This is a genomic window from Streptomyces sp. ISL-12 (genome assembly GCF_018614415.1).
GTDB lineage: Bacteria > Actinomycetota > Actinomycetes > Streptomycetales > Streptomycetaceae > Streptomyces.
Genome location: NZ_JAGGOO010000025.1, coordinates 1 through 24,747, shown reverse-complemented (window position 1 = coordinate 24,747; position 24,747 = coordinate 1). Strand labels below are relative to the sequence as shown.

Here is a 24,747-nt window from a genome sequence, read left to right as displayed (position 1 = left end):
GAGCCCACCTTGTCAGCATTTGCCCATTTCTTCGACTCGTTCGGTCCGCCCGGGGAGGGTGACCCGGGGACGGGGACCTGAGGGAGGGTAACCGTGACCCCGCGCGGAACGAACGAAGGAGCGTACGGCCGTGGAATGGTTCACCGCACCTGACTACTGGGTCGGCCGGCTGGTCTTCCAGAAGGCGCTGGCCGCCGTGTACCTGGTGGCGTTCCTGACGGCGGCCCTCCAGTTCCGGGCGCTGATCGGCGAGCGCGGCATGCTGCCGGTGCCCCGGTTCGTCGAGCGGGTGCCGTTCAGGCGGGCACCGAGCCTGTTCCAGTGGCGTTATTCGGACCGGCTCTTCGCCGGCTGCGCCTGGACGGGCTGCGCGGTGGCGGTGGCGCTGCTGGCGGGGGCGGACGCGCTGGTGCCGCTGTGGGCGGCGATGCTGCTGTGGCTGGTGCCCTGGGCGCTGTACCTGTCGATCGTGAACGTCGGGCAGACCTGGTACGGCTTCGGCTGGGAGTCGCTGCTGCTTGAGACCGGCTTCGTCGCCGTGTTCCTCGGCAACGACGAGGTGGCCCCGCCGGTCGTGGTGCTGTTCCTGCTGCGCTGGCTGCTGTTCCGGGTCGAGTTCGGGGCGGGGCTGATCAAGATGCGCGGCGACGAGTGCTGGCGCAAGCTGACCTGTCTGGACCACCACCACCAGACCCAGCCGATGCCGGGCCCGCTGAGCTGGTTCTTCCACCACCTTCCCAAGCCCCTGCACCGCGTCGAGGTGGCCGCCAACCACGTCACCCAGCTCGTCGTCCCCTTCCTGCTGTTCACTCCGCAGCCGGTGGCCGGCGTCGCCGCCGCGCTGATGATCGTCACCCAGTTGTGGCTGGTGCTCTCGGGCAACTTCTCCTGGCTGAACTGGATCACGATCGTGCTGGCCCTGCCGGCGGTCCGCTTCCCGTCCCGTCCCCCGGCCCTCCCCGGGACACCGCTCTGGTACGAGGCCGTGGTCCTGGCGGTGGCCGCGCTGCTGCTGGCGCTCAGCTACCGCCCGGTCGCCAACATGCTCTCCCGGCAGCAGGTGATGAACCGCTCCTTCGACCCGTTGCACCTGGTCAACACCTACGGCGCGTTCGGCAGCGTCAGCCGGGTGCGGTACGAGGTGGTGATCGAGGGCACCGCCGACGAGGTGCCGCGCCCGGACGGGGACTGGCGGGAGTACGAGTTCAAGGGCAAGCCGGGCGACCCGCGGCGCTGGCCGCGCCAGTTCGCCCCCTACCATCTGCGCCTGGACTGGATGATGTGGTTCGCCGCGCTGTCGCCCGCGTACGCCGGGACGTGGTTCGCCGCGCTGGTGGAACGGCTGCTGGAGAACGACCGGAACACCCTGCGGCTGCTGCGCCGCTCACCGTTCCCGCCGGACGCGCCACCGCGCCACGTCCGGGCCCGCCTCTTCCGCTACCGGTACACGACCTGGCGGGAACTGAGGGAGACGGGCGCCTGCTGGGAGCGGACGTACGTACGCGAGTACCTGCCGCCGACCCGGCTGACAGGCACGGCTCACCGGTCGTAGTCCGGCACGGGGGCGGCCTCGGGGAGCAGCCCGGTCTCCTTCAGCTCCCGCCAGAACGCGGCGGGTACGGGCTCGGCGAACCGGTCGGCGCAGTCGTGGACCTCGGCGGCCGAGCGGGCGCCCGCCAGGACGCTCGCGACGGCCGGGTGGGCGGCGCTGAAGGCGAGCGCCGCGGCCCGCAGGGAGGTGCCGTGCCGTTCGGCGAGCGACTTCAGCCGCAGCGCGCGCTCCAGCACGCCGGCCGGGGCCCGGGCGTAGTCGTACGACGCCCCGGGCCTCGGGTCGGCCAGCAGGCCGGAGTTGAAGATCCCGCCGACGACGACGGAGGTGCCGCGTGCCGCGGCGGCCGGGAGCAGGTCGTCCAGCGCGCTCTGGTCGAGCAGCGTGTAGCGGCCGGCGCACAGCACCACGTCGACGTCGGTGTCGTTGACGAAGCGGGTCAGCAGCGCGGTGCGGTTCATGCCCGCGCCGATCGCCCCGACCGTCCCCTCGGCCCGCATCCGTTCCAGGGCCGGGTACCCCTCCCGGAACGCCTGCTCTGCGTGGTCGTCGGGGTCGTGCAGGTAGACGACGTCGACCCGGTCCAGGCCGAGCCGTTCCAGACTGGCCTCCAGGGTGCGGCGCACCCCGTCGGCGGTGAAGTCCCAGACCCGGCGGTGGGTGGCGGGCACGGCGAAACCGTGGGCCAGGTCGTCGCCGTCCGCCTCGGTCGCCTCCAGCCGGCGGCCCACTTTGGTGGAGAGCGTGTACGCGTCGCGGGGGCACTCGCGCAGGGCCGCGCCCAGGCGCCGTTCGGAGAGGCCGAGGCCGTAGTGCGGGGCGGTGTCGAAGTGGCGCACGCCCCGCTGCCAGGCGGCCCGGACGGTCTGCGCCGCCTGCTCCTCGCCGACCTCGGTGTAGAGGTTGCCGAGGGCGGCGCAGCCGAGGGCGAGGGGGCTGACGGGGACGCCACTGGCGCCCAGCGTGTTCACGCGCCCGCCGGGCGGAGTCGCAGGCCCTGCATGCCGCCGTCCACGGCGAGCGCGGTGCCGGTGGTGGCGCCGGAGCGCGGGCTCGCCAGGTAGGCGATGGCGCCGGCGACCTCGTCGGCACCGACCAGGCGGCCGGTGGGCTGGCGGGCCTCCAGCGCGGCCCGCTCGGCGGCCGGGTCGGGGGCCCTCTCCAGCAGGCGGCCGATCCACGGGGTGTCGGCCGTGCCGGGGTTGACGCAGTTGACGCGGATGCCCTCGCGGACGTGGTCGGCCGCCATGGCGAGGGTGAGGGACTGGACCGCCCCCTTGGTCGCGCTGTACAGCACCCGCTGGGGCAGCCCGGCGGTGGCCGCGATGGAGCAGGTGTTGACGATCGCCGCGTGCGCGGACCGGCGCAGGTGGGGCAGCGCGGCGCGGGCCACCCGGACCATGCCGATCACGTTGACGTCCAGGACGTGGTGCCACTCGGCGTCGTCGTTGTCCTCGACGGTGCCCTGGGCGCCGATGCCCGCGTTGTTGACGAGGACGTCCAGGCCGCCGAGCGCGCCGGCGGCGGCGGTGACCGCGGCGCGTACGGAGGCGTCGTCGGTGACATCGGCCCGGTGGGCGAGGACCGGCTCGCCCACCGTCGATATGTCGAGGTCGAGGACGGCGACGGCCGCGCCGCGCCGGGCAAGCAGTTCGGCGGTGGCCCGGCCGATGCCGGAGCCCCCGCCGGTCACCAGGGCCCTGAGGCCCGCGAAGTCGTTGGTGCCGGTCATGCCGTCCGCCCTTCGGTCCGCTCGGCGTCGGCGGCCCAGAAGGCGCCGCCGGGGTAGGTGTACCGGGCGATCGACTCGGGCCGCAGGGCGGCCGAGAAGCCCGGCGCGGTGGGTGCCGTGTAGCGGCCCTCGCGGATCACCACCGGGTCGAGGAAGTGGTCGTGCAGGTGGTCGACGTACTCGACGACCCGGTCCTCGGTGGTGCCGGACAGCGCCACGTAGTCGAACATCGCCAGGTGCTGGACGAGTTCGCACAGGCCCACGCCGCCGGCGTGCGGGCAGACCGGGACGCCGTACTTCGCCGCGAGCAGCAGGATCGCGAGGTTCTCGTTGACGCCGGCGACCCGGGCGGCGTCGATCTGCACGATGTCGAGGGCGCCGGCCTGGAGGAGCTGTTTGAACACCACCCGGTTCTGGGCGTGTTCGCCGGTGGCCACCTTCACCGGGGCGACGGCCCGGCGGACGGCGGCGTGGCCCAGCACGTCGTCGGGGCTGGTGGGTTCCTCGATCCAGTAGGGGTCGAACCCGGCGAGCGCGTTGGTCCAGCGGACGGCCTCGGGGACGTCCCAGCGCTGGTTGGCGTCGAGGGCGAGGCGCACGTCCGGGCCGATGACCGCGCGGGCGACCCGGCAGCGCCGGATGTCGTCGTCGAGGTCGGCGCCGACCTTGAGCTTGATCTGCCGGAAGCCGTCGGCGACGGCCCGGGCGGCGAGCCGGGTGAGCTTGGCGTCGTCGTAGCCGAGCCAGCCCGGGGAGGTGGTGTAGGCGGGGTAGCCGGTGGCCAGCAGGTGCCCGGCGCGCTCGGCGGCGCCCTTGCGGCCCCGGCGCAGCAGGTCCAGGGCCTCGTCGGGGGTGAGCGCGTCGGTGAGGTACCGGAAGTCGATCTGGCCGGTCAGCCACTCGGGGTCGGCGTCGGCGAGCAGCCGCCACAGGGGCTTGCCGGCCCGTCTGGAGGCCAGGTCCCAGACGGCGTTGACGACCGCGCCGATCGCCATGTGCATCACGCCCTTCTCCGGCCCCAGCCAGCGCAGCTGGCTGTCCGAGGTCAGGTCGCGGTAGAGCGTGCCGGGGTCGGCGCACAGCTCGGCGACGGACCGGCCCACCACGTGGTGGCGCAGCGCGTGGATCGCGGCGACCTGGACGTCGTTGCCCCGCCCGATGGTGAACGCGAAGCCGTGCCCCTCCGGTTCGCCCGCCCCGTCGGTGCGCAGGACGACGTAGGCGGCCGAGTAGTCGGGGTCCGGGTTCATCGCGTCGGAGCCGTCCAGCTCACGGGAGGTGGGGAACCGGATGTCGTAGGTGTCGACGGCGGTGATGCGGGCGTCGGTGGCGGGCACGCGGCTCCTCGGGGTGAGCGACCAGGTCCCGCATATTTATCAGACCTATTGATCCGACGAACACCCCTCGTACCGCCGAAATGCCTGCTACCTCCTCATTCGGACGGCAAAGTCATCGGACCACTGGCCCGGCCCGCCGAACGAGCCGGGTCAGTGCCCCCCGCGCTACGCCCGCCGCAGCCGCAGCGTCACCAACTGGAACGGCCGCAGCCGTACGGTGATCCGCTCACCGTCCGTCTCCGGCGCGGCTGCTCCGGTGAGCGGCCGCTCCAGCAGGTCGGTCACCGTGACGCCGGCGACCGCGAACCCGGCCGTCAGCGTGGCCCGGGCCCGGCCGCCGTGCGCCTCGTGGAAGCGGACCACCACGTCCCCGCTGCCGTCGTCGGCGAGCTTGACGGCGGTGATCACCACCGCGTCCCGGTCGACCGTGACCAGCGGGGCGACCTCGCCGGCGCCGGTGAGGCGCCGTTCGGGCAGGTTGATCCGCCAGCCCTCGCGGACCGCGTCGCCGACGGTCGCGCCCGGCACCAGGGCGTGCCGGAAGCGGTGGGTGCCCTGGTCGGTCTCGGGGTCGGGGAAGCGCGGGGCCCGCAGCAGCGACGCCCGGACCGTGGTGGTCGTGCCCCCGTCGGCGCGGACGGTGCGGGTGACGTCGTGGCCGTAGGTGGAGTCGTTGACGAGTGCGACGCCGAAGCCGGGTTCCTCCAGGTGGACGAACCGGTGGTTGCACACCTCGAACTTGGCCGCCTCCCAGGAGGTGTTGGTGTGGGTGGGGCGGTGGACGTGCCCGAACTGGGTCTCGGAGGCGTACCGTTCGGCGTGCAGGTCGAGCGGGAAGGCCAGCTTCAGGAACTTCTCCGTCTCGTGCCAGTCCACCTCGGTGTCCACCTCCAGCCGCCGCTGCCCCGGCGGGAGTGTCAGCACCTGGGTGACCGTCGACGACCCGAAGGAGCGCACCACCCGTACCGAGGCGCCGTGCTCGCCGGCCGTCACCGAGTCGGCGCCGGTCAGGTCGGTGACCGTGTTGCGGTAGAAGGCGTCGACGTCCCAGGCGTCCCACTTGTTCGGGAGGTCGGGGTGGAGCTGGAGGAGGTTGGCCGCCGTGCCGGGGGCGACGGTCTCGCGGTCGGCCTCGATGTCGTACACGGAGACGACCAGGCCCCGGTCGTCGATCTCGGCCCGGAGCAGCCCGTTGTCCAGGACGTGACCGCCGCCGGGGCGCGGGGTGAGGCGGGTGCTCCCCTCGGCGACGGGGGTGCCCGCGCCGCCGGCCGCGACGCCGTGGCGGGGGTGCGGGGCGGCGTTGAAGAGGAGGGGCGTGCCGCCCTCGCCGGCCAGGGCGCGCTGGGCGGCGTCGATGATGCCGTTCAGCTCCCCGGCGACGCGGTCGTAGGCGGCGCGGGCCTCGCGGTGCACCCAGGCGATGGAGGAGCCGGGCAGGATGTCGTGGAACTGGTGGAGCAGGACCGTCTTCCACAGGCGGTCCAGGTCCTCGTACGGGTAGGGGGAACCGGTGCGTACGGCGGCCGTCGCCGCCCACAGTTCGGCCTCGCGCAGCAGGTGTTCGCTGCGGCGGTTGCCCTGCTTGGTCTTGGCCTGGCTGGTGAGGGTGGCGCGGTGCAGTTCGAGGTACAGCTCGCCCACCCACACGGGTGGTTCGGGGTACTCGGCGGCGGCCTTCTCGAAGAATGCGCGCGGGGTGTCCCAGGTGACCGTGGCGGAGCCTTCCAGGTCGCGCAGGCGGGCGGCCCGGGCGACCATCTCGCGGGTGGTGCCGCCGCCGCCGTCGCCGAAGCCGGTCGGCGCGAGGGAGTGGCGGGCGGTGCCCTTGTCCTTGAAGTTGCGTGCGGCGTGGGCGAGTTCGGCGCCGGTCATGGCGCAGTTGTAGGTGTCGACGGGCGGGAAGTGGGTGAAGATCCGGGTGCCGTCGATGCCTTCCCAGCGGAAGGTGTGGTGGGGGAACCGGTTCGTCTGGGACCAGGAGATCTTCTGCGTCAGCAGGTACTTGGAGCCGGCCGCCTTGATGATCTGCGGGAGCCCTGCGGCGAAGCCGAAGGTGTCGGGCAGCCACGCCTCGTCGTTCTCGATGCCGAACTCGTCCAGGAAGAACCGCTTGCCGTGCACGAACTGCCGGGCCATCGCCTCGGAGCCGGGCATGTTGGTGTCCGACTCCACCCACATGCCGCCGGCCGGCACGAACCGGCCGTCCGCCACCGCCTTCTTCACCCGCGCCCACACCTCGGGCCGGTGGTCGCGCACCCACGCCCACTGCTGGGCCTGCGACATGGCGAAGACGAAGTCCGGCTCGTCCTCCAGCAGCGCGGTCATGTTGGCGGTGGTGCGGGCGACCTTGCGGACGGTCTCGCGCAGCGGCCACAGCCACGCCGAGTCAATGTGGGCGTGGCCGACCGCGCTGATCCGGTGGGCGGAGGGGGCGGCGGGCGCGGACAGGACGCCGGTGAGCTGTTCACGTGCGCGGGCGGCGGTGCCGTTGACGTCCTGGAGGTCGAGGAGGTCCAGGGCCCGGCCGACGGCGCGCAGGATCTCGTACCGCCGCTGGGAGTCGGCGGGCAGCTCGGCCATCAGCTCGCCCAGCACCTCCAGGTCGAGCACGAGGTTCCAGACCGTCTCGTCGAGGACGGCGAGGTCCATGCGGGCCAGGGTGTACAGCGGTTCGGTGCCCGCGGTCTCCTTCTCGCCGAGCGGGGTCGGCAGGAAGCCGCGGGGGCCGAGGATCACGGGGTTGGAGGCGGCCTCGACGTGCAGGCGGACCTGCTCGCCGCCCTGGGCGGGGGTGCCGATGCGGACCCACTGGTTGCGGGGGTTGAGGCCCTTCACCGGGGTGCCGTCGGGCCGGTACACCAGGCCCTCGCACTGGAAGCCGGGCATGTTCCCGTCGAAGCCGAGGTCGAGCAGGGCCTCGACGGTCTTCCCGGCCCAGCGCTCGGGGACGGTACCGGTCACGCGGAACCAGCTCGTCCCCCAGGGGGCGCCCCAGCGGGCGCCCGGCGCGACGGGTTCCCCCTCGGCGGCCAGGCCCTCGGCGACCGGGACGGGCTCGCCGGGGGCGTGCCAGACGGTCACGTCCAGCGGTACGGACTCGGGGTACAGGGCGGGGCGGACGCGTTCGTCGAGGACGCGCCTGAGGCGGGCTTCGACCAGGCTTCGGTCGTCATGCATGCGGGTCTCCGTGGTTCGGGAGCGGGCGGTTGCCAGGACGTGGGTCACGGTGACGGGCGGACGAGGGTTGAGCTCCCCCGCCGTGCCCGGTCCGAACCGCGCGGCCCGCGTGTCCCGGCGTCCGGTCCGCCGCTCCCGGACGGAAACTTTGCCGGAACATATTGTCAACAATTTCGTCGGCCGTTACGTTGAACCTGGTCCGCGCCCCGTCACAGACGCCGGGGCGACTCCTCACAGCAGTCAGGAACAGCCATGATCATCGATTGCCACGGCCACTACACCACCGCTCCCGGGGCGCTGGCGGCCTGGCGCGACCGGCAGATCGCCGGACTCGACGACCCCGCGTCCGCGCCCTCGCGCGCCGACCTGGAGATCGGTGACGACGAACTGCGCGAGAGCATCGAGTCGAACCAGCTGCGCCTGATGGACGAGCGCGGCATCGATCTGACGGTGTTCTCCCCGCGGGCGTCCTTCATGGCACATCACGTCGGCGACTTCAAGACCTCGGCCGAGTGGGCGTCGATCTGCAACGAGCTGTGCTTCCGGGTCAGCCGCCTCTACCCGGAGCGGTTCGCCATGGCGGCCATGCTGCCGCAGTCCCCGGGCGTCGACCCCGCCACCTGCGTCCCCGAGCTGACCCGCTGCGTCGAGGAGTACGGCGCCGTCGCGCTCAACCTGAACCCCGACCCCTCCGGCGGGCACTGGACGGCTCCCCCGCTCACCGACCGCTCGTGGTACCCGGTCTACGAGAAGATGGCGGAGTACGACATCCCGGCGATGGTGCACGTCAGTACCAGCGTGAACCCCGCCTTCCACACCACCGGCGCGCACTACCTCAACGCCGACACCACGGCGTTCATGCAGCTCGTCCAAGGCGACCTGTTCAAGGACTTCCCCACCCTGAAGCTGGTCATCCCGCACGGCGGCGGGGCGGTGCCCTACCACTGGGGCCGGTTCCGCGGCCTGGCGATGGCGCTGGGCAAGCCGGAGCTGGAGGAGCACGTCCTGGACAACGTCTTCTTCGACACCTGCGTCTACCACCAGCCGGGCATCGACCTGCTCCTGGAGGTCGTACCGCCGAAGAACATCCTCTTCGCCTCCGAGATGATCGGCGCGGTCCGCGACATCGACCCGTGCACCGGCTTCCACTTCGACGACACCCGGCGCTACGTCGAGGCGGCGAAGCTGCCCGCCGAGCACCGGTCGGCGATCCAGGAGCACAACGCGCGCACCGTCTACCCTCGACTCGACGCCCTGCTCAAGAGCCAGGGCCGCTGACCCCCGGGCGGCGGGGGCGCGACCCCGCACCCCCGCCGCCCGACCGCTCCCCTCTCGTCCCCCAGCTGCTCCCCGCTCCCCTTCGCGCCGCCGACCCGCCGCCTCCCCCGCGCGCCGGCCGGCCCGCGGACCCCTCCCCGGCCGTCGTTGCCCGGGGCCGGTGCACAGGGCCGCCCCGCGGCCCCGCGACTCCTCGCCCCCGCACGCCGGCCCCGCCCCGCCCGAACGCTCCCCGGCACCTCCGTACCGGCCCGGCAGCTTTGCACCGAGCACCCCGCACCGGCCGCACCGGCCCGGCCCCCGGGACCGCTCGTGAAAGGAACGACCGAAATGCCCGATCTCGCCCCCAAGACCCCCGGCTGGCTCGACTGGTACGCCGATCCGTCCGAGCCGGAGTTCCGGCTCCCGGACGGGGCTGTCGACGCGCACTGCCACGTCTTCGGACCGCAGGCCGAGTTCCCCTTCGCGCCGGAGCGGAAGTACACGCCCTGCGACGGCGGCAAGGAGGACCTGTTCGCGCTCCGTGACCACCTGGGTCTCTCCCGTAACGTCATCGTGCAGGCCACCTGCCACGGCGCGGACAACTCGGCCATGGTGGACGCCGTGCGCGCCGCCGGCGGCCGGGCCCGCGGCATCGCCACCGTCCGCCCGGACGTCACCGACGCCGAACTGCGGGAACTGGACGAGGCCGGGGTCCGGGGCGTGCGCTTCAACTTCGTGCGCCGCCTGGTCGACACCTCGCCCGAGGAGGACCTGCGCGCCATCGCGGCGAAGATCGCTCCGCTGGGCTGGCACATCGTCCTCTACTTCGAGGCTGTCGACCTGCCCGACCTGGAGGATTTCTTCTCCTCGCTGCCCGCCCCGCTGGTCGTGGACCACATGGGCCGCCCGGACGTGACCAAGCCGGTGGACGGCCCGGAGTTCTCCCGCTTCCTGCGCTTCGTCGACCGTAACGACGTGTGGGTCAAGGTGACCTGCCCCGAGCGCCTCACCGTCACGGGCCCGGCCGCCCTGGACGGCGAGCGCCACGCGTACACCGACGTGGTGCCCTTCGGTCGCCGCACGGTCGAGGAGTTCCCGGACCGGGTGCTGTGGGGCACCGACTGGCCGCACCCCAACCTCAAGGACCACATGCCCGACGACGGGCTGCTGGTCGACCACATCCCGCACATCGCCCCCACCGCCGAACAGCGGCACAAGCTCCTGGTCGCCAACCCGATGAGCCTGTACTGGCCCGAAGAGACCGTCTGAGCGACCCCGTCCCCTCTCACCGCAAGGGCAACCGCATGCACCGCGTCAACGCTCTCAACCGACTGGACAGGCTGCCGGTCTCCCGGTTCCACAAGATGACCCTGCTGGCGATCTCGTTCGCGTACTTCTTCGAGTTCGCCGACATCAACAGCTTCTCCGTCACCGCGCCCAAGCTCATCAAGCTGTGGGGCGTCACGGTCGACCAGGTCGCCTACGTGACCTCCCTGTCGTTCGTCGGCATGTTCATCGGCTCGATCGTCGCCTCCAACATCGCCGACCGCTGGGGCCGCAAACGCGCCCTGATGCAGACGACGGTCTTCTTCGGCCTCTTCTCCTTCCTCTCGGTCTTCTCCTGGAACCTGCTCTCGCTGGGCGTCTTCCGCGTCCTGACCTCGGCGGGCCTGTCCGCGATGACCGTCGTGGCGGTGATCTACGTCGCCGAGATGTACCCGGCGGCCGTCCGCGGCCGGTACCAGGCGTACGCCATCGTCATCGGCATCTGCGGCACCCCCGTCACCAGCCTGATCGCCAGTTTCGTCGTCCCGCTCAGCGACTGGTCCTGGCGCCTGGTGTTCCTGTGGGGCTCGCTGGGCATGCTGCTGGTCCTGTTCACCCGCCACCTCAAGGAGTCGCCGCGCTGGCTGGAGAGCCGGGGCAAGCACGAGGAGGCGGAGCGGGTCCTGGGCGAGATCGAGGCCATGGTCGCCGCCGAGAAGGGCCCGCTGCCCGAACCGGCCCCGCCGGTGGAGGAGGCCCCGGTCACCAAGGCCCCGCTCAAGCTGCTGCTGCAGAGGAAGTACCTGCTGCCGACCCTGCTGCTCACGGTCGTCTGGGTCACCCAGACCATCGGCTTCTTCGGCTACTCCAGCTGGGCCCCGACCCTGCTGGCCAAGGAGGGCTTCAGCGTCGAGGACTCCGTCTTCTACGTCGCCCTGACCACGGTCGGCGCCCCGCTCGGCTCGTACCTGGCGGCGCTGGTCACCGACCGGTTCGAGCGCAAGTGGTGCCTGGTCGCCTTCGGCACGGTGATCGCGGTGTGCGGCCTGTTCTACGGGCTCACCTTCAACCCGGTGCTCATCATCGTCTTCGGTTTCCTGGTGAACCTCTTCGAGCGCGGCTACACCGCCCTCGGTTACGCCTACTCGCCCGAGCTGTTCGACACCCGCAGCCGCTCGCTGGGCACGGGCGTCTCCTACGGGCTGGGCCGGCTCTCCAACGCCGCCGGACCTCTGGTCGTCGCGGCGCTCTACAACAGCCAGGGCTACCAGAGCGTGTTCTACTTCATCGCCGGTTCCTGGCTGGTGGGCGCGATCGTGCTCGCGGTCTTCGGGCCTCGCACCCGGGCCGCCCGGCAGGCGGCGGCAGCGGCGGCGGCGGAGAAGACGCCCGCCTAGCTAGAGGGCGCGGTACATGACGTGCAGGCCCACCAGGCCGTGCCGGGGGTGTTCGAAGGCATCCGGCACGGTGCCCAGGACGGTGAACCCGAGGGAACTCCACAGTCTCACCGCCGGGTTGGTCTCCACGACCGCGTTGAAGACCATGCCCCGGTAGCCGTGGGCCTTCGCCTCGGCCAGCACGTGCTCGGCGAGGGCCCGGCCCGTGCCCCGGCCCGCACGGTCCGGGTCGACCATGAAGCCGGCGTTGGCGATACGGGCGGCGGGGCCGCCGTAGTTGGGGGTGAGGTAGGCGGAGGCGACGACGGTGCCGGTCTCGTCCTCGGTGACGTACACGCGCTTGGCGGGGTTCATCCACAGGCTCCGGGCGTCCTGTTCGGAGGTCTCCGGGTCCCAGGCGTAGGTCTCGCCGGCGGCGACGATGCGGTGCCAGAACGGCCAGACGCGCGGCCAGTCGTCCGTGGTTGCTTCCCTGATCGGCATGGACGCGAGTCTCGCACGCCCATGCCGACCGTGATCATCCGGGTTCAGTCCACGCTGGGCAGGATGTGCGGCTCGGCGAGGTCGTCCTCGTAGCCCGCCAGGCGGATCGGGGCGGACCGGGCCCATACGTCGAGGCTGCCGAGCTCGCCGGGCCGGCGGCCCGTGGCCCCGGCGCGTTCCGCGCCTTCGACGGTTCGTTCCTCGGTCTTCGTCTTCTCCGGTGTCACCGCGCACTCCTTATGTGTCGGGTCACCCTCGGGCCTCGCCGGTCAGTCTGCTGTCCGGTGCCTGACGCCCGCTCGGGTGTCGGTCTAGAGCAGTTCGGACGCGGTGGCGCCGGTCACTCGGACGGACGATGGGTGTGGGTAGGGCCCGTACTGCGGTCCGTCCGCTCCACATTAACCAAATGAGCGGGGGTCCGCTCTATGGGGCTGCAAACTCCTGGTAATCATCATGCTTCAGCCCGCGCACAGTTGGGCCCGGTGCGCTCCGTTTTGCCACATGTCGTTCACATGTGCGTGTCACCCGTTCGGCCCATGCGGTCCAGGGGCTCGGGGCAGTTCAGACGGCGTTGGTCGCGCCGCAAGGTCGTCATGGTCTGCTGCGGTGCGCAAGGGCCGTATCGCGGGAGATCGCGGGAGGACGGACGCGTGGAGCTGCGCAGCGTCGAGGAGCTGATGGACCTGCTGTACGCCTGCCGGGAGGCCGCGGGTCCCGGCGGCGGTCCGGCCGACGCGCACGGCCACGCGCTGCGGACCGCCGCGCTGCTGCGCCGGGGCCGACCCGCCGACAAGGAGTTGCAGATCGCCGGTCTGGTGCTCGCCGTGGGCGGGCTGCTGTGGCCCGGCGACCCGGCCGGCCGCGCCGGGCGCACCGCCGACGCGGTCCGCGGACTGCTCGGTGACCGCGTCGCCCGTCTCGTCGCCGGCCGCCTCCGCCCGGACGCCGTGGCCGACGACGATCTGCGCCGGCTGCGGGAGGCGGAGGAGGAGGGCCGCACCGCAGTCTTCGACGCCGGGGTCCTGGAGGACTGGCGCACGGTGCTGGAGCTGGTGGCGGCCCGCAACTCGCGCCTCGGCGCGGGCGGCTGACCACCACCGGGGCCTTCGCTCACCACATGCCGGGGACCGGCTTCTCACCACTTGCCGGGCGCGTAGTCCTTCAGGAAGACGCCGTACAGGTCCTCGCCCGCCTCGCCGCGCACGACGGGGTCGTACACCCGGGCCGCGCCGTCGACCAGGTCGAGCGGGGCGTGGAAGCCCTCCTCGGCCAGGCGCAGTTTGTCGTAGTGGGGGCGTTCGTCGGTGATCCAGCCGGTGTCCACCGAGGTCATCAGGATGCCGTCGCTCTCGAACATCTCCTGGGCGCTGGTCCGCGTCACCATGTTCATCGCGGCCTTGGCGGCGTTGGTGTTCGGGTGGCCCGCGCCCTTGTAGCCGCGGGCGAACACGCCTTCCATCGCCGAGACGTTGACGACGTAGGCCCGCCCGGAGGGCGCCTTGCGGGCGGCCTCGGCCATCGCCGACCGGAGTTTGCTGATGAGGATGAACGGCGCCGTGTAGTTGCACAGCTGGGTCTCCAGCAGTTCCACCGGGGAGATCTGCTCGATGCTCTGCACCCAGGTGTTGCTGTCGACGACGTCGGGGACCAGGCCGCCGGCGTCGATGGCGGTGCCGTCGCGGTGCCGGACCACGCTGGCGTTGCCGGCCACCAGGGCGAGGTCGGCGACCTGCTGCGCGTCGAGGCCGCTGACGCCGGCGGGCAGCGCGGTCAGCCCGTCGACCGAGCCGGAGCCGAAGGCGCCGATGACGTGCTGCGCGGGCAGCTCACCGGCGGGCAGCGGCGCGCTTTCGCCCTCGACCAGGGCGGCGTACGCGGAGGGCAGGCGCCGTACGGTCTGCGTCGCGTTGTTGATCAGGATGTCGAGCGGGCCCTGCTCGGCCACCCGGTCGGCCAGGGCGACCGCCTGGGCGGGGTCGCGCAGGTCGATGCCGACGACCTCCAGGCGGTGGATCCAGTCGGCGGAGTCGTCCATGGCCTTGAAGCGGCGGACGGCGTCCTTGGGGAAACGGGTGGTGATGGTGGTGTGCGCGCCGTCGCGCAGCAGCCTGAGCGCGATGTACATGCCGATCTTGGCCCGGCCGCCGGTGAGCAGCGCCCGCTTGCCGGTCAGGTCGGCGCGGGCGTCGCGCCGCATCCGGTTCTCGGCGGCGCACGGCGGGCAGAGCTGGTGGTAGAAGTAGTCGACCTCGACGTAGCGCTGCTTGCAGACGTAGCAGGAGCGGGGGCGCTGGAGTATCCCCGCGATCGTGCCCTCCTCCGTGCGGGAGGAGGGCAGGATGCCCTCGGTCTCGTCGTCGATGCGCTCCGCCGAGCCGGTGGCGGTGGCCTCGGTGACCGCCTTGTCGTGGGCGGTCTTGGCGGCCCGGCGCTCCTGGCGGCGGCGCTGCTTGACCGTGCGGTAGATGTGCGAGGTGGCCCGGCGGACCGCGATCGCGTCGGGGTGGTCGACCTCGATGTCGTCGAGTTCCTTGAGCACGCTGAGGCAGACGGCGAGCCGCTCGGGGTCGATGCCGGGGCCGTACCCGGACGCGCCCACCTCGTCCGTGGCCGCCGAACCGTCCTGTGTCACCGTCATCGCCGCTGCCGTTTCCCTGGTCACCCGCGCGGCGCTCCGTCTCGCGTCCGCTGTCGAACGCCGGATTTTACGCGAGCGACGGGCCCGGCCGCCAAACCGTCCGGATCGGCACCACGGGGCGACCGGCGGGACCGTCGACCGACCTCGCGGAAGCCACGGGCAGCCGGCCGGGACCGCCGGCGCCCCGGATCAGGGGCGACCATCGGCCGGACCGCCACCGCCCCGCCCCCGGACCAGCCCGTCGCCCCGTCGGGCCGGAACCCGCGGGCCGTACGGCAGGCCGCCACCCCTTCGGGTCAGGGCCGAGGGACATCGGCCCCGACCGCCACCACCCGGACCGCCCCCGGGCAAGCCCACCGCCCCCTCGGACCAGGACCCGCAGGTCATCCGGCGGGCCGCCCCCGCCGGATCAAGGGCCGCAGGCCCTCAGCAGGGCCGTCACCTCCTCGGTCACCGCGTGGGCGAGGAGGTCGAGGTCCGGCACGGCCTCGGCGTCCGCGATCAGCCCGTAGTGGACCCGCCCCCGGTACGTCGAGACGGCGACGGCCAGTGAGTGGCCCCGGGCCAGCGGCGCGAAGGGGCAGATCTCGGTGAGCGGGTGCCCGCCGAGCTTCAGGCCGAGGCTGGGCAGGGGCACGCTGGTGACCAGGATGTCGAACCAGAGCCGGGCCGCCTGGCTCACCAGGGGGCCGCCGAGCCGGTGGCCGAGGGCCGGGACGTGATCGGCGAGCAGCGCCACGGCCCCGGCGCCGCGGGCCGGCCCGGCGTCCTTGTTGCGGTCCATGGCGGCGCGGACGGCGCCGAGGCGGGAGAGCGGGTCGGGGTCGCAGACCGGGAGCCGTATCAGGTAGCCGGAGAGCCGGTTGCCCTGGGGGTGGGCGGTGCGCGGGCGGCGCTGGGAGACGGGGATCAGGGCGCGGGGCGCCACGCCCTCGCTGCCGTCGCCGCGCTCGTCCAGCCAGCGGCGCAGGGCGCCCGCGACGACCGCGATCAGCACGTCGTTGACGGTGCCGCCCTCGGCCTTGCGGACGCGGTGCACGTCGTCGAGGTCCAGGCTGACGCCGGTGGTGCGGCGGGTGCCGGAGGACTCGGCGGTGAGCGCCGACGACGAGCGCACGTCGAGGGTGGACAGGGCGACGGAGGTGCCGATGTCCAGGGCGCGCCCGGCGTCCGAGAGGACTCCGCGCACCAGCCCCGGCAGTTTGCGCACGTCCGGCAGCAGACCGCGCCGGAGCGGTGCGGGCCGGGGCCGGGGCGCGGGCAGGTCCATCGGGTCGAGGACGGCCGCGGCCAGCCCCAGCGCCCGGAGCCCGTCGGCCAGGGCGTGGTGGAACTTGAACAGCACGGCGAAGGAGAATCCGTCCTCGCCCGGCAGCACGTGTGCCTCCCACGGCGGCCGGTCCCGGACCAGCGGGCGCTGCATGAGGCGGCCCGCCACGGCGTGGAAGTCATCGGTCGGGGCGTGCAGCCGGACGTGGTCGAGGGGGTCGAAGTCCGGGGCCGGTTCCCGGGCGGCGCCGCCGAACGAGAACGGCTGCCGCAGGGCGAGCGGCGGCTGCCACACGTCCCGGATGCGCATCCGCAGTCCGGGCACGCCCGCCGCGCGCAGGGCGAGCAGGTCCGCCGCGTGGGCCCCCGCGGTGGGCGAGTGCGCCGAGAAGACGCCGAGCGCCCCCAGGTGCATGGGGTGCTCGGCGGACTCGATGTTCCAGAACGCCAGATCGAGGGGAGCGAGCAGGTCGGAAGTCAATGGCTTGCCTCGCGTCGATGACGGATGTCGATGACGGATGTCGCTGACGGGTGGAGACAAGCAGTCAAACTCTCCTCACCGATTACGGTCAAGTACGATCAAGCTACGCACAGTTAACAAAGGATTAAGTCCCGCCCCTCTGGGAGGGGCGGGACTCATGGGGCGTCTGAGGTCACGTCAGCGCAGGTGGCGCCGCCTGGGGTGACGTTCCCCACCCGGACGGCTGCGGGCCGACCGTGAACCCGAGCGACCGCGTCGAGCGCAGCGCGTCGGTCGTCAGATAGGTCCGGTCGTAGCTCTGCCCGTCCGTCCGGGCCGACTGGACGTAGCGGTCGGTGTCCGAGGTGCCGGGCGCGGTGATGGTCAGGGCGCCGCGCGGGTAGTAGCGGCGGTCCAGGGTCAGGTCGACCCGGTCGAAGACCGGTGTGGACAGGCCCCAGGTGTCGTAACCGGGCTGGATCGGGAAGATCCCGATCGAGGACAGCACGTTCCATGCGGACATGGTGCCGAGGTCGTCGTTCCCGGTCATGCCGGTCGGGGTGTCCGTGAACAGGGTCAGCGCCGCGTGCACCACGTCGGTGGTCTTCCAGGGCTGCCCGGTGGAGAGGTAGGTGTACGGGGCGATGAGGTCGGGCTCGTTCTGCGGGTTGTACTTGTCGGCGTTGTAGTAGTCGTACGGCCCGTTGACCCAGACCTCGCGGGCGGTGCCCGCCGGGTCGGCGAGGAGCTGGTCGTAGGCGAAGAAGGAGTCCAGCCGCGTGTTCGCGGCGTCGGTGCCGCCGATCAGGTCGATCATGTCCGGCAGGTCCTGCGGGACGAGCCACTGGTACTGCCAGCTGGTCCCCTCGTGGAAGCCCTCGCTCCGCGCCGGGTCGGCCGGGCCGGTGAAGGCGCCGGCGGCGTCGCGGGCGCGGAAGAAGCCGGTCGAGGGATCGAAGACGGCGCGGTAGTTCTGGGCGCGGGCGGCGTACCGGGCGGCGTCCTCCTCGTGGCCGAGGTCGCCGGCCATCCGCGCGAGCATCGCGTCCGACAGGGCGTACTCCAGGGTGGCGGACGCGCCGTGGTCGTAGTCGGAGTCACCGGGCTTGGCGTGCGGGCGGCCCTTGACGTAGGGCGCGTAGCCGTGGGCGAGGTACTCGCGGTTGGCCTCGCGGCCCACAGCCGGTGACTCGGCGGGCGGCACCCCGTCGGCGTTCTTCTTCAGCGCCCGGTACGCCTGCTCCTCGTAGCCCTTCAGCAGGCCCTGCTGGTAGGCGTTGGTGAGGAACGGGGTGACCGGGTCGCCGGTCATGATGTTGGTCTCGACGGTGCCGTAGCCCCACTTGGGCAGCCAGCCGCTCTGCTCGTCGATCTTGAGGACGGAGATCGCCATGTCCCGCGCCTGGCGCGGCGCCAGCAGGGACAGCAGCTGGGACTGGGTGCGGTAGGTGTCCCACAGCGACCAGTTCTGGTAGTACGTGAAGCCCTTCGCCCGGTGCTTCTCCTGGTCCCAGCCGGTGTAGCGGCCGTCGACGTCGCTGCCGATGTTCGGCGCGAGGAAGGACCGGTACAGGGACGAGTAGAAGGTACGGCGCAGGGTGTCGTCGCCGCCCTGGACGCGCACGTCGTCCAGGCGCTCCTCCCAGGTGCGGTCGGCCGCCTCGCGCACGGCGTCGAAGGAACGGCCGCCCTCGGCGCGGAGGTTGAGGGCGGCGCCGCGCGCGTCGACGTAGGACAGGGCGGTGGTCGCCTCGACGGTGCGGTCCTTCGTCGTGTCGAAGCGCAGGTAGGCGCCGTCGCGGCCGGTCTTCGCCCCGGCGGTGACGGTGGCGCCCTCCCAGGTGCCGTACGCGGTGAAGGGCCGGTCGAAGCGGGTGACCGTGTAGACGGTGTACGGCTCGGTGTCCTGGCAGAAGCCGCTGCCGGTGATGGCGGTGCGCACGGTACGGCTGTCCAGGATCTCCACCTCGGTGGCGACCGTGCGGTGCAGCGACTGGCCCGCGTTGAGCAGCACGTTGGCCTTGTCGGTGGCCGGGAAGGTGTAGCGCTGCACACCGGTGCGCTCGGTCGCGGTCAGCTCGGCCTCGATGCCGGAGTCCAGGCCGACGCGGTAGTAGCCGGGGCTCGCCGCCTCGTCCGCGTGGCTGAAACCGGCGGCGTACTTCGTGTAGTCCGTCTCGGTGACGTCGCCGGTGGTGGGCAGCACCGGCAGGTCGCCGCCGAGGCCGCAGCCGACGCCGGAGAGGTGGACGAGGGAGAAGCCCCGGACGTGGTCGTTCGAGTAGTCGTAGCCGACGTTGTGGCCGGTGTCCGGGGAGAGCTGCACCATGCCGAAGGGCACGGCGGCACCGGGGTAGGTGTTGCCCTCGTTCTCGGTGCCGATGAACGGATTGACCAGGCCGGTCAGCGGGCCGTCGGGGGCGGTTGTCGCCTGCGCGGTGGGGGCGGCGAGGGCCGCGCTGAGCAGTGCGGCGGCGACGACGCCGCGGATGCGGTGGTTCCATCTCATGCGGGGTGCCTCCAAGGGGCTTCGCGTGCATGCCGGGTGCGGGTCCGTCGTGGCTGGTCGCGCCCATGCGGCAGAGCCGCATACCGATACAGCCCCGCGCCCCTGGGTGGGGACCCGCACCCGGCGTTTCGTCACTCCGTCAGGCACAGCCCGCGGGGGTCGCCCGCGAGATGTCCGCGATCAGTTGCTCGTGCGCCGCCTCAAGGCGCGGCACGTCGGGCTTGACCACCTTGCGGTCGTACGTCAGCAGCCCGTTCAGCTCACCTTCGACGTCCGTGATCTGCGTGTAGACGGCACCGTTGCCGCCCTTGCAGGCCAGGGCACGCACCTCGTCGAGCTTGGTGAGGTAGTCGTCGGTGTACGTCGCCGGGTCGACGTCGACGTACGACTGCTGGACGGACCACGCGTGACCGGGCACCGCGAGGCCGAGGCCGCCGTACTCGCCGCTGACCAGGGCCCGTTCACCGTCCGGGGACGGTGGCAGGGCCGGGCTCGGGTAGCCGTGCTCGTCCATGATGTCGCCGGCGCCGCCGTCGGCCCCGAGGTTCAGGCCGGACTGGTTGTTGACCAGCCGGGTCGGGTCCCATGCCTTGGCCTGCTCGGCGATCCGGCCGATGTCGTACTGGCCCCAGCCCTCGTTGAAGGTGACCCACATGATCACCGACGGGCTGCTGATGTGCTCGTCGATGATCTCCTTCATCTCGCGCTCGTACTCGGCGCGGGCGGCGGTGGACGGGTTGACGCCCGCCGTCATGGCCGGCATGTCCTGCCAGACCAGCAGGCCCAGCTTGTCCGCCCAGTAGAACCAGCGGTCCGGCTCCACCTTGATGTGCTTGCGGACCGAGTTGAAGCCCATCTCCTTGTGCATCTTCAGGTCGTACGCGAGGGCCTCGTCGGTCGGCGCGGTGTGCAGGCCGTCGGGCCAGAAACCCTGGTCGAGGGTGGCCATCAGGAAGACCGGTTCGCCGTTGAGCAGGGTGCGCGGGGTGCCGTTCACCTTCTCCACGGAGACCGACCGCATGCCGAAGTAGCTGCCGACGCGGTCCTTGCCGACGGTGACCTTCAGGTCGTAGAGGAACGGGTCGTCCGGGGACCACAGCCGCGGGTTCTTGATCTTCAGGGTGAGCGGTGAGCCGGTGCGGCCGGTCACCGTGGCGACCTTGCGCTTGCCCTGGTAGGCGGTGGCCGTGACCCGTACGCCGTCGCGGACGCCCTGCGGCTCCACGGTGACCGTGGACGCGTCGACGTCGGGGGTGAGCTTGAGCGAGTCGGCGTGGTCGGCGGCGACCGGCTCCATCCACACCGTCTGCCAGATACCGGAGGACGGCGTGTACCAGATGCCGCTCGGGTCCAGGCGCTGCTTGCCCAGCGGCGGGTTCTCGCCGTCGGCGGCGTCGGTCGGGTCGTAGACGCCGACGATCAGTTCCTGGACGCGGCCGGGCTTGAGCGCGTCGGTGACGTCGGCGCTGAACTTGTCGTAGCCGCCCTTGTGGTCGGCGACCTTGACGCCGTTGACGTAGACCTCGGACTGCCAGTCCACGGCGCCGAAGTTGAGCTGGAGGCGCTGCTGGGAGCCGACCTTCCAGTCCTTGGGGACGGTGAAGGTGCGGCGGTACCACATGCGGTCCTCGTGCCGCTCGATGCCGGAGAGCTGGGACTCCACCGGGTACGGGACGAGGATGCGCTCCTTCAGCTTCTTGCCGACCGGCGGCTGCTCCCCCGCCTCGGCGGCGGCGAACTGCCAGCTGCCGTTGAGGCTCTGCCAGTCGTCGCGGGTCAGCTGCGGGCGCGGGTACTCGGGCAGCGCGTTGTCCGGCCCGACCTCGTCGGCCCAGTCGGTGCGCAGCTCGTAGGTGGAGCGGTTGGAACCGCTCGTCCAGAAGGCGCTGACAACGTTGCCGTCGGCCGTCGTCAGGCCGCCCTCGCCGTCGTAGCGGATGTCGGCGGTGCCGGGGGCGGTGCCGGTCTTGTTGCCGACGACGGGTTCGTCGAGGGCGACGAGGAGGGAGGTGGGGTCCTCGGGGTCGGCCTTCGCCTCGCCCAGGGGCCAGGTGGCGCCGCCGATGACCGCCGTCAGGTGGTCGGCGAAACCGGCCGGGGGCGTGGCGACGGGGTGGGCGAAGCCGAGCTTGAGGGTGCGGCCGGTGGCCAGGACGGTGGCCGAGGTGGCGCCGTCGTAGTCGTAGCCCTCGGGCAGGCGGAACGCCGACTGCGGGACCGCTTCCTTGGCGCCGCCGGGTTCGGTCCAGCGCAGGTGGAGGTTGGAGCCGCCGTAGTGCTCGAAGTACTCCAGCTTGATGTCGTAGGACTGGCCGGCGGTCAGCTCGATCGGCTGGGCGGTCTGTTCGCGGTCCCAGTCGTCGACCCAGTGGTCGATGGCGAGCTGTCCGCCGATCCAGAGGCGGAAGCCGTTGTCGCCGATGATCGAGAAGGTGTGCGGGCCGGTCTCCTCGGGGACCAGCCGACCGGTCCAGCGGACGCTGACGTCGTCCGACTGCCCGGTGGCGAACTTGAGGCGCGACTCCAGGTTGCCGAAGTCGACCTGCGGGTCGAAGCCGGTGGCCTTCAGCTCGTCGAAGTCGAAGGCGCCGGGGGCGGAGTGGGTGTAGTACTCGCCCTTGAGGCCGTGAACCTCCACGGCGTCGTCGGCTGCGCTCGCGGCGGGCACGGCGGCGAGAGTGCCGATGCCGAGCGCCGCGGCCAGCAACAGGGCCACGCGGTCTCTGAGTCGTCTGATGCGCACGAATCCTCTCCTTCGAGGGTCCTTCGAGGAGGACGGGGGCGGTCGTCACACCGACACTGCATTACATCGATGTAACGGCAGATGCATGACAACACGGATTCCGATTGGCGTCCAGGGACATGACAACGTCGTCCGGTGGCACCCGTCTCTGCGCCCGCCCGTCGGCCCGACCGCTCCGGGCCGACGGGCGGCGCACCGGCCGGGCGGCGCACGGGACCGCCCGGCCGGAGTCGGGAACGGCGTGCGCTACGGCACCTGTTGGCCCTTGCCGAGGGCGATCACCCCGCCCCGGGAGACCGTGTACAGCTCGGCGTCCCGCTCCGGGTTGACGCCGATCGTCGCGCCCGGCGGCACCTGGACGTTCTTGTCCAGCACCGCCCCGCGCACCACCGCGCCCCGCCCGACGTGCACGTTGTCGTGCAGCACCGAGCCCTGCACCACCGCCCCCGGGTCGACCACGACCCCCGGTGACAGCACGGACCGCGTGACCTGGCCCCGGATCAGGCACCCCGCGCTGACGATCGACTCGCTGGCGATGCCGCCCGCGTTGAACCGGGCGGGCGAGAGCTGACCGGAGGAGGTGTAGATCGGCCACTGGCGGTTGTAGAGGTTGAAGGCGGGGCGCTCGGCGATCAGGTCCATGTGGGCGTCGTAGTAGGCGTCGAGGGTGCCCACGTCCCGCCAGTAGCCCTGGTCGCGACTGGTCTCCCCGGGCACGTGGTTGTCGCTGAAGTCGTACAGCCCGGCCTCGCCCCGGTCGGTGAGCTGGGGCAGGATCGAACCGCCCATGTCGTGCGCGGAACCGTCGTCCTCCGCGTCCCGGTGCAGGGCGTCGATCAGGGCCTTGGTGGTGAAGACGTAGTTGCCCATCGAGGCGAAGACGCAGGCCGGGTCGTCGGCCAGGCCGGGAGGGTCGGTGGGCTTCTCCAGGAAGCTTTCGACCGTCCGGCCGTCCGAGCCGGGGGTGATCACGCCGAAGGAGGCCGACTCGGTGCGCGGCACCCGTATGCCGGCCACGGTGACGCCCGCGCCGGACTCGATGTGCTGGGCGAGCATCTGGCGGGGGTCCATGCGGTAGACGTGGTCGGCGCCGAACACCGCGACGTACTCGGGCTGTTCGTCGTACACCAGGTTCAGCGACTGGAGGATCGCGTCGGCGCTGCCCAGGTACCAGCGGGGGCCGAGGCGCTGCTGGGCGGGGACCGGGGTGACGTAGTTGCCGAGCAGGCTGGACATCCGCCAGGTGGTGGTGACGTGCCGGTCCAGGGAGTGCGACTTGTACTGCGTCAGCACGCAGATGCGCAGGATGTCCCCGTTGACCAGGTTGGAGAGGACGAAGTCGACGAGGCGGTACGTGCCGCCGAACGTCACCGCGGGTTTGGCCCGGTCCGCGGTCAGGGGCATCAGCCGCTTGCCCTCACCGCCCGCCAGGACGACACCGAGCACCGAAGGACCTCCACGACGCATGGCCGCTCCCCTCCCACCCTCTACGCCAGTTACTCCGTCACGCCTGTTTCAGGACGTCCTCGTAGAGCCGGACCGTACGGCGGGCCACCGCGTCCCACCCGAACTCGGCCACCGCCCGTTCCCGTCCCGCCTCTCCCATCCGGCGGGCGGTCTCCGGGTCGCCGACGACCGCGTCCAGGGCCCGCGCGAGCCCCGCCTCGAAACCGTCGTCCACGTCGACGAGTACCCCCGTTTCGCCGTCCGCCACGACCTCGGGGATGCCGCCGGTGCGCGAGGCCACGACGGGGGTGCCGCAGGCCATCGCCTCCAGGTTGACGATGCCGAGCGGCTCGTACACCGAAGGACAGACGAACACGGCGGCGTGGGTGAGGAGTTGCACCACCTCGGGCCGGGGCAGCATCCGCGGGATCCAGTGCACGCCGTCCCGCGCCCGGCTCAGCTCGTCGTACAGGTCGCGGAACTCCCGGTCGATCTCGGGCGTGTCGGGAGCGCCGGCGCACAGGACGACCTGCGCGGCGGGGTCGATGTCCCGTACCGCGCGCAGCAGATGGGGCACGCCCTTCTGACGGGTGATGCGGCCGACGAAGAGCACGTAAGGGCGGGTGCGGTCCAGACCGATCCGGTCGAGGACGTCGGTGGCCGGGTCGGGCCGGTACAGCCGGGTGTCGATGCCGTTGCGCACGACGTGCACCCGGTCGGCGGGGAGCGCCGGGTAGCAGGTGAGGATGTCGTCGCGCATCGCGCCGGACACGGCGATCACCGCGTCGGCCGACTCCACGGCGGTGCGTTCCGCCCAGCTCGACAGCGCGTAACCGCCGCCGAGCTGCTCGGCCTTCCAGGGGCGCAGCGGCTCCAGGGAGTGGGCGGTCACCACGTGCGGGACGCCGTGCAGCAGCTTGGCGAGATGGCCGCCGAGGTTGGCGTACCAGGTGTGGGAGTGGACCAGCTCGCGGCCGGCCAGGGCGTCGGTCATCGCGAGGTCCACGGAGAGGGTGCGCAGCGCGTCGTTGGCGCCGTCCAGGGCGGACCAGGGGCGGTGGCGCCGTACCCACGCGCCGTCGGCGCCCGACGGCTCGCCCCAGCAGTGCACGTCCAGGTCGACCAGCGCGGCCAGTTCCCGCGCGAGGAACTCCACATGGACGCCCGCGCCGCCGTACACGTCCGGCGGATACTCCCGGGTCAGCAGTCCCACACGCACCCGGAACCTCCTGTCTCGGCGGCTGGTCCCCTCATGGTCACCCAGCGGGGGCACGGGGGGAAGAGCGCGGTGTGTACGGCTGGGGGCGGTGGGGGTCGCTCGCGTGGTCGGGGTGGCGCGGGGATCGGCTCGTGGGCGGAGGGCTCGCGGGCGGGCGGGGTACGGGGATCGGCTCGTGGGCGGGGGCGCGGGCGAGATCCGCTCGTACGGTGAGGGCCGGTGGGGGCGGTACGGGCCGGTGCGGGGGGGTGTGTGG

At 72.2% G+C, this 24,747-nt stretch carries 17 protein-coding genes; 5 read left to right on the top strand and 12 right to left on the bottom strand.

The features are described 5' to 3' along the window. Positions 1-130 precede the first annotated feature (130 nt). Positions 131-1,552, top strand: a complete 1,422-nt coding sequence (locus J7I94_RS07185) for a lipase maturation factor family protein (RefSeq protein WP_215166015.1) — start codon at positions 131-133, stop codon at positions 1,550-1,552. On the opposite strand, the gene J7I94_RS07180 is transcribed toward J7I94_RS07185, so the two are convergent. The 4 genes from J7I94_RS07180 to J7I94_RS07165 all read right to left on the bottom strand — a co-directional run bounded on the left by J7I94_RS07180 (position 1,540) and on the right by J7I94_RS07165 (position 7,801). Continuing rightward, positions 1,540-2,523, bottom strand: a complete 984-nt coding sequence (locus tag J7I94_RS07180) for an aldo/keto reductase (RefSeq protein WP_215166014.1) — start codon at positions 2,521-2,523, stop codon at positions 1,540-1,542. The genes J7I94_RS07185 and J7I94_RS07180 overlap by 13 nt on opposite strands. Beyond that, positions 2,520-3,284 (bottom strand): SDR family NAD(P)-dependent oxidoreductase, encoded by a 765-nt coding sequence (locus J7I94_RS07175; protein WP_215166012.1) that lies wholly within the window; start codon positions 3,282-3,284, stop codon positions 2,520-2,522. The genes J7I94_RS07180 and J7I94_RS07175 overlap by 4 nt, the downstream gene beginning before the upstream one ends. Further along, on the bottom strand, positions 3,281-4,621 hold the full coding sequence (locus tag J7I94_RS07170; protein ID WP_215166010.1) for an L-fuconate dehydratase: 1,341 nt from the start codon (positions 4,619-4,621) through the stop codon (positions 3,281-3,283). Before J7I94_RS07170 ends, J7I94_RS07175 begins: the two co-directional genes overlap by 4 nt. 165 nt (positions 4,622-4,786) lie before the next feature. After that, positions 4,787-7,801, bottom strand: a complete 3,015-nt coding sequence (locus J7I94_RS07165; protein WP_215166008.1) for a glycoside hydrolase family 38 C-terminal domain-containing protein — start codon at positions 7,799-7,801, stop codon at positions 4,787-4,789. A 252-nt stretch (positions 7,802-8,053) separates the two neighbouring features. Between J7I94_RS07165 and J7I94_RS07160 the strand changes: the two genes are divergently transcribed. The 3 genes from J7I94_RS07160 (at position 8,054) to J7I94_RS07150 (ending at position 11,724) form a co-directional block, all read left to right on the top strand. Then, positions 8,054-9,079: an amidohydrolase family protein gene (locus tag J7I94_RS07160; protein WP_215166006.1), complete on the top strand. Its 1,026-nt coding sequence runs from the start codon at positions 8,054-8,056 to the stop codon at positions 9,077-9,079. A 330-nt stretch (positions 9,080-9,409) separates the two neighbouring features. After that, on the top strand, positions 9,410-10,330 hold the full coding sequence (locus J7I94_RS07155) for an amidohydrolase family protein (RefSeq protein WP_215166004.1): 921 nt from the start codon (positions 9,410-9,412) through the stop codon (positions 10,328-10,330). 35 nt (positions 10,331-10,365) lie between these two features. Beyond that, on the top strand, positions 10,366-11,724 hold the full coding sequence (locus tag J7I94_RS07150; RefSeq protein ID WP_215166002.1) for an MFS transporter: 1,359 nt from the start codon (positions 10,366-10,368) through the stop codon (positions 11,722-11,724). Here the strand turns inward: J7I94_RS07150 and J7I94_RS07145 are convergent, their stop codons facing one another. Then, positions 11,725-12,207 carry a GNAT family N-acetyltransferase gene (locus tag J7I94_RS07145; protein ID WP_215166000.1) on the bottom strand — a complete coding sequence of 161 codons (483 nt, stop codon included), beginning with the start codon at positions 12,205-12,207 and terminating at the stop codon, positions 11,725-11,727. Positions 12,208-12,251: 44 nt separating this feature from the next. Beyond that, complete coding sequence (locus tag J7I94_RS07140) at positions 12,252-12,434, bottom strand: hypothetical protein (protein WP_215165999.1); 183 nt, start codon at positions 12,432-12,434, stop codon at positions 12,252-12,254. Positions 12,435-12,857: 423 nt separating this feature from the next. On the opposite strand from J7I94_RS07140, the gene J7I94_RS07135 reads away from it, so the two are divergent. Then, the gene (locus J7I94_RS07135) at positions 12,858-13,298 is read left to right on the top strand and encodes a hypothetical protein (RefSeq protein WP_215165998.1); all 441 of its coding nucleotides are present in this window, start codon (positions 12,858-12,860) and stop codon (positions 13,296-13,298) included. 44 nt (positions 13,299-13,342) lie between these two features. Here J7I94_RS07135 and J7I94_RS07130 read toward each other — a convergent pair whose 3' ends face one another. The 6 genes from J7I94_RS07130 to glgA all read right to left on the bottom strand — a co-directional run bounded on the left by J7I94_RS07130 (position 13,343) and on the right by glgA (position 24,491). Beyond that, positions 13,343-14,845: an SDR family NAD(P)-dependent oxidoreductase gene (locus J7I94_RS07130; protein WP_215165997.1), complete on the bottom strand. Its 1,503-nt coding sequence runs from the start codon at positions 14,843-14,845 to the stop codon at positions 13,343-13,345. Positions 14,846-15,254: 409 nt separating this feature from the next. After that, entirely contained in the window at positions 15,255-16,595 is a 1,341-nt protein-coding gene (locus tag J7I94_RS07125) for a wax ester/triacylglycerol synthase family O-acyltransferase (protein ID WP_215165996.1), read from the bottom strand. A gap of 172 nt (positions 16,596-16,767) precedes the next feature. Continuing rightward, positions 16,768-19,083 carry a GH92 family glycosyl hydrolase gene (locus J7I94_RS07120; RefSeq protein WP_215165995.1) on the bottom strand — a complete coding sequence of 772 codons (2,316 nt, stop codon included), beginning with the start codon at positions 19,081-19,083 and terminating at the stop codon, positions 16,768-16,770. 139 nt (positions 19,084-19,222) lie between these two features. Then, the gene (locus J7I94_RS07115; protein WP_215165993.1) at positions 19,223-21,826 is read right to left on the bottom strand and encodes a PA14 domain-containing protein; all 2,604 of its coding nucleotides are present in this window, start codon (positions 21,824-21,826) and stop codon (positions 19,223-19,225) included. Between the two features lie 246 nt (positions 21,827-22,072). After that, positions 22,073-23,293 (bottom strand): glucose-1-phosphate adenylyltransferase, encoded by a 1,221-nt coding sequence (gene glgC, locus J7I94_RS07110; RefSeq protein ID WP_215165991.1) that lies wholly within the window; start codon positions 23,291-23,293, stop codon positions 22,073-22,075. A 37-nt stretch (positions 23,294-23,330) separates the two neighbouring features. Beyond that, on the bottom strand, positions 23,331-24,491 hold the full coding sequence (gene glgA, locus J7I94_RS07105; RefSeq protein WP_215165990.1) for a glycogen synthase: 1,161 nt from the start codon (positions 24,489-24,491) through the stop codon (positions 23,331-23,333). Positions 24,492-24,747: the final 256 nt, after the last annotated feature.